Source organism: Lysinibacillus sp. FW301-JW8, from assembly GCF_058788755.1.
Map to the genome: position 1 here is coordinate 1 of NZ_JBYTBB010000105.1, position 12,643 is coordinate 12,643.

General features: G+C 31.4%; 13 protein-coding genes and 1 pseudogene. 12 read left to right on the forward strand and 2 right to left on the reverse strand.

The window, feature by feature from the left end; all coding sequences use genetic code 11:
• Positions 1 to 1,725: AAA family ATPase (locus AC3WOM_RS25465; protein WP_492448866.1), on the forward strand; the 1,725-nt coding region annotated here is incomplete at its 5' end.
• Positions 1,725 to 2,927 carry a hypothetical protein gene (locus AC3WOM_RS25470; RefSeq protein WP_492448867.1) on the forward strand — a complete coding sequence of 401 codons (1,203 nt, stop codon included), beginning with the start codon at positions 1,725 to 1,727 and terminating at the stop codon, positions 2,925 to 2,927. The genes AC3WOM_RS25465 and AC3WOM_RS25470, both read left to right, overlap by 1 nt.
• Before the next feature lie 390 nt (positions 2,928 to 3,317).
• On the opposite strand, the gene AC3WOM_RS25475 is transcribed toward AC3WOM_RS25470, so the two are convergent.
• Positions 3,318 to 3,524: a helix-turn-helix transcriptional regulator gene (locus tag AC3WOM_RS25475; protein ID WP_492448868.1), complete on the reverse strand. Its 207-nt coding sequence runs from the start codon at positions 3,522 to 3,524 to the stop codon at positions 3,318 to 3,320.
• 220 nt (positions 3,525 to 3,744) lie between these two features.
• Between AC3WOM_RS25475 and AC3WOM_RS25480 the strand changes: the two genes are divergently transcribed.
• From AC3WOM_RS25480 to AC3WOM_RS25500, 5 genes are all read left to right on the forward strand, one after another.
• The gene (locus AC3WOM_RS25480) at positions 3,745 to 3,987 is read left to right on the forward strand and encodes a hypothetical protein (protein ID WP_492448869.1); all 243 of its coding nucleotides are present in this window, start codon (positions 3,745 to 3,747) and stop codon (positions 3,985 to 3,987) included.
• Positions 3,988 to 4,328: 341 nt separating this feature from the next.
• On the forward strand, positions 4,329 to 4,820 hold the full coding sequence (locus tag AC3WOM_RS25485; RefSeq protein ID WP_492448870.1) for a hypothetical protein: 492 nt from the start codon (positions 4,329 to 4,331) through the stop codon (positions 4,818 to 4,820).
• 81 nt (positions 4,821 to 4,901) lie between these two features.
• Positions 4,902 to 5,534: a hypothetical protein gene (locus tag AC3WOM_RS25490; RefSeq protein WP_492448871.1), complete on the forward strand. Its 633-nt coding sequence runs from the start codon at positions 4,902 to 4,904 to the stop codon at positions 5,532 to 5,534.
• Positions 5,535 to 5,889: 355 nt separating this feature from the next.
• Positions 5,890 to 6,819 carry a macro domain-containing protein gene (locus AC3WOM_RS25495; RefSeq protein WP_492448872.1) on the forward strand — a complete coding sequence of 310 codons (930 nt, stop codon included), beginning with the start codon at positions 5,890 to 5,892 and terminating at the stop codon, positions 6,817 to 6,819.
• Positions 6,816 to 7,805 carry a DarT ssDNA thymidine ADP-ribosyltransferase family protein gene (locus AC3WOM_RS25500; RefSeq protein WP_492448873.1) on the forward strand — a complete coding sequence of 330 codons (990 nt, stop codon included), beginning with the start codon at positions 6,816 to 6,818 and terminating at the stop codon, positions 7,803 to 7,805. The genes AC3WOM_RS25495 and AC3WOM_RS25500 overlap by 4 nt, the downstream gene beginning before the upstream one ends.
• Positions 7,806 to 8,148: 343 nt before the next feature.
• Here AC3WOM_RS25500 and AC3WOM_RS25505 read toward each other — a convergent pair whose 3' ends face one another.
• A complete protein-coding gene (locus AC3WOM_RS25505; RefSeq protein ID WP_492448874.1) occupies positions 8,149 to 8,913 on the reverse strand; it encodes an ankyrin repeat domain-containing protein in 765 nt (254 codons plus the stop codon).
• A 545-nt stretch (positions 8,914 to 9,458) separates the two neighbouring features.
• Between AC3WOM_RS25505 and AC3WOM_RS25510 the strand changes: the two genes are divergently transcribed.
• The 5 genes and pseudogenes from AC3WOM_RS25510 to AC3WOM_RS25530 all read left to right on the forward strand — a co-directional run bounded on the left by AC3WOM_RS25510 (position 9,459) and on the right by AC3WOM_RS25530 (position 12,559).
• Positions 9,459 to 10,007 carry a MarR family winged helix-turn-helix transcriptional regulator gene (locus AC3WOM_RS25510; RefSeq protein WP_492448875.1) on the forward strand — a complete coding sequence of 183 codons (549 nt, stop codon included), beginning with the start codon at positions 9,459 to 9,461 and terminating at the stop codon, positions 10,005 to 10,007.
• A 90-nt stretch (positions 10,008 to 10,097) separates the two neighbouring features.
• Positions 10,098 to 11,272: pseudogene (locus AC3WOM_RS25515) on the forward strand (MFS transporter).
• A 207-nt stretch (positions 11,273 to 11,479) separates the two neighbouring features.
• Entirely contained in the window at positions 11,480 to 11,707 is a 228-nt protein-coding gene (locus tag AC3WOM_RS25520) for a spore coat associated protein CotJA (RefSeq protein ID WP_427543676.1), read from the forward strand.
• Positions 11,700 to 11,963, forward strand: a complete 264-nt coding sequence (locus tag AC3WOM_RS25525) for a spore coat protein CotJB (RefSeq protein ID WP_283868756.1) — start codon at positions 11,700 to 11,702, stop codon at positions 11,961 to 11,963. The genes AC3WOM_RS25520 and AC3WOM_RS25525 overlap by 8 nt, the downstream gene beginning before the upstream one ends.
• 26 nt (positions 11,964 to 11,989) lie before the next feature.
• Positions 11,990 to 12,559, forward strand: coding sequence for a manganese catalase family protein (locus AC3WOM_RS25530; RefSeq protein WP_427543679.1), 570 nt, complete (start codon positions 11,990 to 11,992; stop codon positions 12,557 to 12,559).
• Positions 12,560 to 12,643 lie beyond the last annotated feature (84 nt).

Below are 12,643 nucleotides of genomic sequence, written 5' to 3' on the forward strand. Positions count from 1 at the left end.
TCTGAAAAAAACTCAGATAGCTGGCCATTCGTCATGCGTACCGATAAGGTGCGCTTATTTTTGTATTTCGGGCTTACTTTTTTTCCTTTAATGAAACAAACTATTATTCCCAAAAGAAGGGAAGCATTACTTTGGTATAGTCCAGATTCTGTAGATTTCGGAAGTTTTGACACAGCAATAAATCGATTAGCAGATCCAAAGAATTTAGAGTTAGGATTTAAATTTAAATTAACACATGAGGATTTTTTGCAGTTAACTACTCCATATTTTAGAAAAAGACGATATGTATTAAAGGACAAAAATGTTATTGAATCGGATTTCAATTTTGAACTAACAGTCAAAATAGGCGATAATAGTTTTAAAAATATACAAGAGAATAGTTTTAAAAATATACAATTTAATATTTCGAAAGATATTAAAATTGAATTGAGGTTCTCACTAGATAAAAAAATGGGAATTTATATAAATTTATTTAACTATTCTTATCCAAAAATAAAAGTAGACACCTTACATGAAAGATCAGCATTTTTACCAGAAATACTCATAGCAGGCAATGGTTCAATTGATGCAGGTTATTTTATAAATAAAATATATAGAGAATTTTATAGGGATTATCTCTTGGAAAATACCCCCCTCGTGAAAATTTTAACAGAAGAAGAAATAGAAGAAAAATTACGAAGAGATTTTGAGAGAGATTTTTCAGAATTTTTATCATTAATTAAAATAAGTGATTATAAAAAAATTAAGGATGATGAAGAAGATTTTTTTAATAATTTTTTGAATTCCAACTTACAATTTACTAAAAATCAATATGCATATCAATATAGAGCCGAACAAATAATTGATCAAATTAAATTATTTGTAACATATATCTTCACAATAAAAGACAAAGAAAGAAAAAATGAATTGTTCAGTTTAATGTTACTAAGTAATTTAACGAATATCTTAAATATGATAAACAAAAAGATAGCTGATTACTTCTTGAATGTACAATATTTAGCGCCTTTAAGAGCCAATATTCAAAGATATTACAGAGAAAGTGGCATATCGATTGATGAAATAGATTCTCAAGGTGTAAATATGCCAATGATTTTAAAAGATTTAACAGGTCAAGAAAAAAAAGGATTTGAAAATTGGGTTTGGGAAAATTTTGGTTTTATTATTGGAACTGAGCCTATACAAGGTCATATAACTATGGTTATATCATTTTCATCAGATAGTGAAGCTGAAAAAATAAATTTAGCAGATGTTGGATTTGGTTTTTCACAAATATTACCAATAATTTACACTTTGTGGTTTAATACTGAAAGGAAAAAAAGTAATATTAATAATAAATATAGCTACACATTGCCGAAAAAAGAAGTTCACATTTTAATTGAACAACCTGAACTACACTTACATCCTGCAATGCAAGCTAAACTTGTAGATGCTTTTATTAATTCAATAAACTATTTAAATAAAGCAAATGTTAATATTAGCATTATTTTAGAAACTCACAGTGACATTATTGTTAATAGAGTTGGTAGAATGATTTTAGAAAAGAAATTTGATTCAAAGAATTGTAATATCCTAATATTTAGTGGTGATGATATTAATCATTCTCAAATTAAATCTATTTCCTATGATGAAAAAGGTATTATACATGAGTGGCCTATAGGTTTCTTTCAACCAGAGGAAAATCTCTCTCAAATTAATGAAGAATTTGATTGGGAGGAAGATGAATAATGTTAATAATAATTACAGATGACATACTAAAAGATTTTTCAAATGATCTATTACCAGCTAATGAAAATAATTTATTAGAGCAAATTATTTCTTCACATTTAATGGGCTTTCATTTTGTATATGGTTCTGAAAGAGCTCTAAAATATCTTTCTATATCCCCAAAATTATCACAAAGTACAAAAACTATTTATACCTATATTTATAATAATCGATCAACATTTGAACCTAACATTATTAAATTACAAAGAAAGATTATTATTTCCAAAGAAGTTCAAACTATTTTATTTAAAAGAGATGGTATATATATTAATTTAAGTCATCTATCTAAATTAAATATATTAGAAAAATTTAAACTTATTTCAGAAGATATAGATGATTGCACATTCTATTTTAGTATTGCAGATAAACTCATAAAAAAAGAGTCAAAATTAATACAATTAGCTTACGACCCTATAAATGGAGGCGGTGACAGAACTAGACGTAATTTTTTTGATAGAGCTGTTTCACATAAAAATATTTCTTATACTATACTAGACAGTGATAAAAAATTTCAAAATGATGTAGAAGGAGAAACATGTCGAAAAGTTATTCGCCTATATAATAGGTATAAAAATAATATAGTTAGTTCTATTTATGTTTTAGATGTACATGAGAAAGAAAATCTCATACCCTCAATCATATATTCTTGTTTTAATGGAGATAAAGGAGTTTCAACTGTACTTTCTGAAATATCTCGAATCCCCGAATTGTTACATTATTTGAAATTTCTAGATTTAAAAGAAGGGTTACATAGTGCAAATTATAATCCATACTATGATGATTTAATTAAATATTTATTTGAAAATAATTTTGTAGGTGAAAGTTACAGTACCTTTGAAAATAGCTTGGAAGATTTTTATGAAAAATTAACTCAAGAAGAGTTACTTTCAAAAAGGGAGAAAGAAAAAATCAAAGAATATATAATTAGACCTCTTTCAACTAATCCATTAGAAGAATTTGATTTAAGAAATATCATTGAAGGTTATATGAAAAAAATTGATATTACTGAAGATCCTAATTTCAAGTTGAAATATTCCAAAGAATTAGGAATTTTTTTGAATTTCAGAAATAACCTTTTATATTTTCAAAAATATGAATTAGAAAAAATATCTAAAGATATATATGAATATAGTTTTGCTTATAATAAACACTTTTTAATTTAACTATTGTTCTTAAGTTGTTTTATAAAGTAATGACAAAAACACTTTCAGTTGAACGATAAAACCGAAAGTGTTTTTTCGTTTTATACAGCTTAAAATTTGGAAACGATAATAGAAAACAATTAGGGCGTGAATATTAAACAATATTTGCAACTAGAATTGCCAGGAGAGGTACTAGGTGATTTAGAAATTGAATTGATTAAACTATCCCTGGAAAGCATTTTGTTAAGGAAATAAGGCAGGCAGGAAACAATAAAAGATTAAACTGTGGAAGATGTAACAGTTAGAAGGGATGAATTAAATGATAAAAAGAATAACAATTTAATATCAATAATAGCTTTGATAAATAGTGAAAGGACACCCGAAATCTGGGGAGTCCTTTTTGTGTTTCTGTTAGATTTTTTCGCCATCTTCCAATGTGAAAACCCCTTCATATTCAATACCTAGTACTTCAGCAATTTCCGTAAGTTCTTTTTCAGAAAAGTTATCTCGCTTAAATTTTTTGTACAAATTCTGTGGAGTTGTGCCTAATAATTCAGCTAATTGGACAACATTCATTCCCTTTTTCACCAATACAACTTTTATCTTTGTACTCATCATATAAAACACCCCCTTACAACACTATTATAAACTAAAATGGAACATTAAGATATCTTTTAATCACAAAAAGAAACTTTTGTGTATATTAAAAGTGTTGACTTTTAAACTTTTGGGGATTATTATGTAACTAATAAGGAACATTCGAAACCATCAAAGGTTAGTTGGTGAATGGACTAGAAATAGCCGACATGTTACAAAAAACAAAAGGAGAGTGAAATTAATGGCACAAGAAAATTTACTACTGGATTTAGAAGCAGCACTTAAAATAGCACATTTCATGCAAGATGGAATGATGTTGGATTTCTTTGATAAGTACGAGCCTACTAAAGAAAATAATCACATGATGTTTGTTGCATATGATTTTGAGCGTTACAGATGTTTCGCTGAGGTAGTCAATGAAAAAATAAACGCTGCTCTGAAGTGTATTGAAGAAATGCAAAAGCAAGCACAGGAAGAGAGGTGAATGCTTTGAAAGTGACAGGTAGAGAATGGCGTGTCATGTCGGACCACAATAAGCAGCTACTTCTACATGCAGTAGCAAACAAATAAGAAAAGAGGGATAGTATGAACTGCAACCAATTTCAAGAACAGTTACTTTCTTTAACAGAAGGCTATAAAAATGATAATGCACAAGTTCATTTAAGTATCATAGAAAATGTACTACTTGTTGAAAATTCTAAACATCTAAACTTGTTAAATATAATTGTGAAATCTTTTAGTAGAAATTCAAGATTGCATAGTGAGGAGGAATCCACGTGGAACAAGTAGCAGACAAAGTAAAATCATTAGTACATGACAATAGCCATGAAGTTTATAGTTTATAGTTTATCAGCTCAAATGATTCAACTCAAAGTTATACAAGGAGCAGTAGCACACTTGTTAGAGCGCATTGACGAAATCACATTAAAGAAGTGGCATGAAGAACCTGGTATGGCCCATCTTTCAATTTTAGAGATTATGGATACAGTACGTTTGATTGATATGGACTTTTATCCACTCTACACAAAAATGCAAGATACGGCGAATAAGCTTGAAGGTGTTTCCAGTGAGTTATTCGACATTATTGTAAACCCAGATGGTGGCAATCCAAGCATCAACAGCTTACTAGGCTGGAACTATCGTGCAATGGAAGGCAACATAAAAACATTCGTTAATGAGTTCGGTCGTGATCCTGAGAATTTTGAGGAAGTGGCAACGTATATAGCGGAAGTTGTGAAGGAGTTGAACACTAAAGAAACTGAACAAAATAAAAAAGCCGATGCGACAACATCGACTCAAGAAATCATTACAAATTGACTTTATCAAAAACAGCGAGCAGCTTCAACTATTATTGTGGCTGCTTCTTACTTTAAATCATACAAACAGGAGTGATGAAGCATGGAATTTGCACCAGAAATGCAATCAGCAGAAGAAATGAATAAACATAGAATTTTTATAAAAGCCTATATCCGTTCATTAAAAGCATGTCCAACAGAGGAAGGGGCCGACCAATCAAAGCACATCCCTAAGATTATTTATTATGGGGTGAAAGCAGTTGGCACCTACCCGAAACTTACAACTGCAGATGAAGCTAAAACATGCTTTGAGTTTATATCAGGCTTAAAGGGGATTATGAGTCTCTTAACGCTGCATGAGTTTATGAATCTATTCCCAATTGAGAAGGTGTTTGATGGTGCTAAATATGAAATGAAAGACTACTATTCGACACTGGAAGCTATCAACGAATTAGGGCTTAAACCATACGAAAGAATAGGTGAAAGCATCCTCAAACTAATCATGGAATACATGAATCGTGACATTATGGATTTTGCTGTACAAGGCATGGTAGCTATGAGTGCTATAAGGCGTTTTGATGGTCATTTAGATTTGATGGAAGAGTTTATGGCTACACAGGGTATGGATACCGAGAACACATTCAGAAATAGCAAAGGCGAGGTTATGTATGTAAGGCATGGCAAGACTGTAAAGTTAAAGCTCAACAAGAAGCAGCATTTGCAGATTGTTAAATAGTTTTTATTTTGGATGGAAGAGGCGCTTTATAAGCCGCTTCATAAGCCGCTTCAGTAATCATATCATGCTACTGGGTGAACGTATCCAGATAGTACGTGAACATCAGGTGAAGATTATTGGTAAGGTGATTGGTTGAAGTGTATCTTTAAACAGAATAGAAACTCATCGGTTTTAAGATAATTACATTCATAAGGGTTTTGAAAATGAAGTCATTAGTAATAAAATTAAAAGAATTTGTTTTAAACTCTTATTTTTAGAGAAAACTAGTGCATATAAATGAATGAAAGTTTGGATTGTAATTGAAGAGTACTTTAAATATTACTAAATTACTTATATAATGCGAGAAGGTGATAAAATGATACATTACGTTAAGATGGATATTTTTGAAAGTCCTGCTCAAGTCCTTGTAAATACAGTAAATACTGTAGGCGTTATGGGTAAAGGAATAGCCAAACAATATAAACAACTTTATCCAGGGATGTTTAAGGAGTATCAAAAGTTTTGTGAAAAAGGTTTATTAGGTATTGGTAAATTGTGGATTTATAAAACTGACAAGAAATGGATAATGAATTTCCCTACAAAAAAACATTGGAGAAATCCATCAAGGGTAGAATATATTGAACTTGGTCTAGAAAAATTTGTGAAAACATACCAAGAAAAAGGAATAAGGTCCATTTCATTTCCACCATTAGGATGTGGTAACGGAGGATTGGATTGGGATAATGTTGTAAAGCCTTTAATGGAAAAATATCTCAAAGGATTAGACGATATAGAGATATTTATTCATGTTCCTATGGAAAAATTTGAGTTAAAACAACCTGAGTTTAAAAGTATAAATGAAATAAAGCAGTGGCTAAACTCTGAACCAAATTCTTTAAGTGTTATAGAAGTATGGCGCGATTTAAGTGAATTGGCAAAGACTTCTAGAAGTATTCCAACAGCAGCTACGATTTATAATTACAAATTAATTAAAATGTCTAAAGTAGAGGACGAGGTAATAATATTTGAATCAAATGAAAAATCCATTCAGGAAAATATAACATTTGAAGATATAAGTTTTGTTTGGGGAATACTAAGAAATCAAGGTTTGCTTTCGCCAAAACAATTAAAAAGTGACTTGTTTGAAAAGCAAGATTTTTTATTTAGATTTTTAGCACAGCTTAGCTATGTTGAGCCGATGAAATTTTTAAATGAAATAACAGAAGGTACTTTAGAAGAGTATACAGGCATTAGGTTAGTACCCTCAAATTCAAATACTTCTTTCCAAGGAGAATTAGAATTATGAGAAGCCCTGAGGAAATAAATAAAATTAGAGAATTAGTTGATTCCCTTTGTAATAAAAGTAACTCATTTGATAGGGATCTACCAAGATATATCTATCACTTTTCAGACATACAAAACATAGTCAGTATTTTAAAATGTGGTTATGTTGCTTCCAGAAATTTTGCTATTGCAAATGGATTAATGAAAAATGAAAATGCCTGTTTAGATGTAATTGACAAAACAACGCATGATAATAAAAATTTAGCTCGTTTTTATTTTAGGCCTAAAACACCAACCCAATATCATAATGAGGGTATAAAATCAAAATTTCGTGAATATGAAAATGAAGCTCATATTCCAGTGCCAGTATTTCTAGTATTTGATGCAGTTGGGATGTTTTCTAAAAGTCAATCAATGTTTGTGGAGAGAAACTTAGTATATTCTCCACCTATAAAGAGACATATTTCTGAATTAGAAAAATTTGATTTTGATAAAATTTATCATTCGTCATCTTTATACGGCTATACCTCCTATGATAAACAAGAAATAATTGAAAAAAGACATGCAGAAGTTTTATTCAAAGATTTTTGTTCTTTAGATTGCCTTCGTTCAATAGTTTGTCGGAGCTTAGCGGAAAAGGATACCTTGATCCACTTATTAAGATTAGAAGGGGTGGACGTTTCTCAATATCGAATTGTTACTAATGGGAATGAGCTACTCTATAAAAAAAATAGGGCTTTTATAGAATTTGTTGAACTAGAAAGTGCTTATTTTAAAATCGATTTTAAGAATTTTGAGACTCTAACGGATAAAGATGAAGTAAAATTAATGTTACGAGATTTAAAAACAGACCACCGTGTAAGTATATGTTTTCCTGCGAACACTTTAATTAGGACTCAAACATGGAGTTTAAAAGAAAGTAAAATTTCCTATGAACTTAAGATTAATTTAAATGAGGACTTAATTTATTATGGAGAGTTTCATTCAAATAGTGCTGCTCCATTTTAATACATTTTAATAGATTGGTATTTATAAAAAAGCTGTAGCGTTTGCAGACGCTACAGCCAATTGATTGATGCCCTTTGAGATGCAGGGATAGTCTATCATACAGCTTTAATATATAGCAATCCAAAAAACCTTACACCAAAACGTAAGGTTTTTTATTTATGGGAAATTGTTCCCGTTTTTGAATCTCGGGTAATGATGGAGTGGGAGGAATGAAAATGACAACTAGTATAATTGGATAATGTTATTGAAGAAGTAATGAAATTAAGACCATTAACACCGCTTCCCACTGTTACATTACACATATATCATTTGTTAATTTCCTTTAGTCTTACTCACCCAAAATTCATTCATTAATATACTGAATCACTTTTTTAGCACAGGGATCACACTTGTAACGTCTTTCAAAACTATTTTCATGCAACTCTAATATTGTTTTTCCTTCGTTTAAAGTTCCCTTCGATTGTATACTTGGATCGGCCCCATATTCCAATAACAATTCTGTGATATTGGGTTTATACACTTGAAAGCTACTCATTAGTGGTGTATACCCAAACATATCAATAATATTAGGATTAGCTCCACTTTTTAAAAGAACTTCAACTGCTTGATAATCTTCTGCTCCTACAGCAGTGAATAGAGGGGAGCTTCTGTTATCTAAAGTGAATTTATTAACATCCGCACCATATTCAATTAATAAATGAAGTGTTTCTTCAACGATATTATAATCATATATTGCTAGTTCTATTGGAAGTGTTGTCGATGTAAATTCTGAAGTCCATCGACCTTTTTTATGGTGAGTTGTTGATTCAATATTTGGGTCTGCACCGTTTTTTAAAAGCAGCTCCACAATTTTTGGTTCATAAGTTTTAACAGCAATATGGAGTAAACTAACTTGCTCGTAATCTTCATCGCTTGTATCTTTCCAGTTCACATCGTATCCAGACCGAATATATGTTTTTATTTTTTGCATTTCCTTTTCTTCAATCGCTTTTCTAAATCCTTCATTACTTCCAACAAAAACATAAATGTAATTGTTCACAACATTAAAACTAACCAATACAACAATAAAAAAAATAATGAAATATGTAATCAGTTTGTTTATTCTCATAAGTTAATACCTCATATCTTTTAATGACTCCTATAATATTAACAGAAAAGGGAAATAGAGGACTATGCAAAAATACTGAGTGCGAAATTGAATTCAATTAAAGGACCTTAAAAATAGGGGCTAGTTAATTTATTGTGGATGGGCAAATAAAAAAGATTAGGGCATTACCCCCAATCTCACTCACACATTCCTATACACACGCTCACCATATTTTTATTAGCCCCAAACTTGCCCCACTTAGCCCCAATGCAATACAATTTTATGCTTTATTTTGCATTATTAAAAAATCATAAAGAAGGTATAAAGCTTTAAAATAAAGGGTTACAACCTATTATCTATTGAGTTTGCAATGAAGTAAAACTACAGACTCTAATTATTAATAGTAATGAAAATCCTTATATAGTAAGAGCTACAGGGCTGTTCGTTATGAACTAGCCCTTTTCTTTTTTTAATAATCATTCAATTTATTTGGTATAGAGGTATCAAGAAAACTGCTTGCATTTATCTTTGAATATAGTTAGATAATCTAATTAAAGGGTGATTAAATGACAAAATCTAAAAAAATGTTTACTCATGAAGATGATTTGCCAGTATTAGGTTTAGATCCATATATTGAGCTGATTCAAGCATCTTCTTCAAGTAATTTAGATCCAGAAGAAGCAAAATTAGGATTAATGTTGTTATGGTTAAGTGACTACGTTTTAGATGCAATGGATATTGAGTTGGCTCCTTTTGGAATTACGGAAAGTAAATTAGATCTACTATTATTGTTGACACTGCATGATGTAAGAAGAGCGACTCCATCTGCAATAGCTGAACGTTTAGGGATTACTAGGGCATCAGCAACTTCAATGATTGATTGGTTAGAAAAGAGAAATCTTGTTGTACGGAACCATAGCAAAGAAGATCGCAGGAAAATTTATGTGAGTTTAACAGATGAAGGGCGTGCTTTCGTGGCTAACATTTTGCCAACTTATTGGGCTTCGTGTGCTTCTAGTATGGTCGATTTGGAGCCTAAAGAACGAAAGGTATTTGAAAAGTTGGTGAATAAACTATTAAAATCTATGCAGAGAAAACTAAAGGTGGAACGTTAAACTGTAGCTAGGTTGATACAGTTTAATTTTTAATCATATAATTAGATTATCTAACTATAAGCTAATCGAATTATAAAGGAGATTTATTTTATGAATAAAGTAATTATAGAAAACCAAGCAAATTATTCTCTGATGACCATTATTTTATCTTGGACAGGAATGGTAGTTATGTCTAGTTTGTATTTGACAATACCACTTCTCAGTCTATTCAGTGAATATTTTCATATTTCGTTGTCTAAGGCAGGTCTCAGTTCAAGTATTTTTTCACTTGGATTTGCTATAGGATGCTTTTTCTATGGAGCAATATCAGAAAAATATGGACGAAAAAATGTAATTGTTACGGGTCTTTTTTCATTAAGCTGTATAACATTGCTACTAGGTATGACTAATGATTATTCTTTCATTTTATTACTAAGAGGATTACAGGGACTTGCAGCGGCTACATTTTCACCAGTGGCACTTGCTTATACGCTTGAAGTATTTCCAAACGATAAAAAAGTGGGAGCAGTTGGTTTTATAAGCACAGGTTTTCTCTTAGCTGGTATTGTGGGTCAGGTATTTAGTGGCTATGTAAGTGAACATACTTCTTGGCATGTCACTTTCTATGTTCTTTCACTAGTTTATCTTGCTAGTGTTTTGGTTATTACCAAAAGGTGGAGCTGTTAATAAAGCAAAGAATATATGGGAGCCAATGAAAAGGATAGGTATTATTTTTACCAATGGAAATTTGATGTTTAGTTATTTGGTTGCTTTCGTTCTATTATTGTCCTTTGTAAGTATGTATATTATTTTGGGGGAGTACCTTACAAGTAATTCTTTTGGAATGAGTAGCCAAAATCTAATTTATATTCGATCTATCGGTGTATTAGGGATGATCCTGTCACCTATTGCGGGGAAATTATCAAAGCGATTGAATGTTCTATCAATACTAAAAGGGGCCTTGGCTCTTTCTATTATCTCCTTATTAATGATGGGCTTTATCTCTAACATAGTTGGTTTATCCATAATTAGTATTCTGTTTGTTAGTGGTATTGCACTTGCAGTACCTTCATTAGTGTCTCTTGTGGGTCAATTAGGTTGGAACATGGGGGGGGATTGCAGTATCTATGTATACTGTAATTTTATTTGCTGGAACAAGTATTGCGCCTATAATATCTGTTTATTTTATGAAAACTGGTAGCTTTACATTTGCATTTATTCTTCTTGCTACAACACTTAGTATAGGATTAATGTCTGCTATGATGATTAGAATCGAAAGAAAATAGAATGTACTCTAGCTCCACTTTGGCTAGACGGATTAAAAAGTCCGTTTGTCCAATGAGGAGTTTTCTTGCTCATTTGCATTGAACGAGCATTCAAACCTTTCTTCTAAAATTCATCACACTTATTTCCCTTCGACTTTTATTCAGAATAAAAATTTTTTCTACCTCATATACTCCACTGATGTAATTGAATACAGAAGGGAGGATACAATGTTTACACAATATAAGTATTGGAAGCCTTATATTAGCCCATTTGATCCATGTCCACCTATTAGAATTAAAAGCTTTGCCACACCCCCACAATTGTATATGGGATTTCAACCACCTGGATTACCACAATTTCAAACGCCAAAAGAAGCTCTTATGGCTGGAACATTATGGCCGCAATTATTCAGTCCCTATCCAAATCCTGAAAAAGGAGGGATAAAAAATGAATAAAGAGATGCCGCCGGAATTTTATACATTACTCGAAGAAATTCAAGCTATTGATTTTGTCATTGTGGAGCTAAATCTTTATTTAGATACCCACCCTCATGATTATGATGCCATTCAGCAATTTAATGAAAAAACGGAAATAAGCATGAAGCTAAAGAGAGATTTTGAAAAAAAATTTGGTCCCCTGATGAATTTTGGAAGAAGCTATTCTAATTATCCATTTAATTGGATTGATACACCGTGGCCATGGCAAGTCTAACATGAGCGATTAGGAGGTATATATTTTTGTGGTATTATGAAAAAAAACTCCAATATCCTGTCAGGGTAAGTACTTGTAACCCTATGCTGGCAAAATTTTTAATTGAGCAGTATGGGGGTGCAGATGGAGAGTTAGCAGCTGCACTTCGCTATATGAATCAGCGTTATACCATTCCGGATAAAGTGGTGGGACTATTAACAGATATTGCAACAGAGGAATTTTCGCACCTAGAAATGATTGCTACAATGATTTATAAGCTAACAAAGGATGCTACGCCAGAAATGCTTAAAGAAGCAGGACTTGGAGAATACTATGTGAATCATGATAGGGCGTTATTTTATCAAAATGCTGGAGGAGCCCCTTTCACAGCAACGTATATTCAGGCTAAAGGGGATCCTATTGCTGATCTTTATGAAGATATTGCGGCTGAAGAAAAGGCTCGTGCCACATACCAGTGGATTATTGATCTATCGGATGACACTGATTTGAATGATAGTCTGAAATTTTTACGTGAACGGGAAATTATTCATTCTCAACGCTTTAGAGAAGCTGTAGAAATTCTAAAGGACGATAAAGATCGAAAAAAAGTCTTTTAATAAATACTTCATAGTGTTGAAAAACTAAATGGTCAAGGGACTCTTTGTGAACACTACTAAGTCAAATGAAGGTGATTTCCGTTC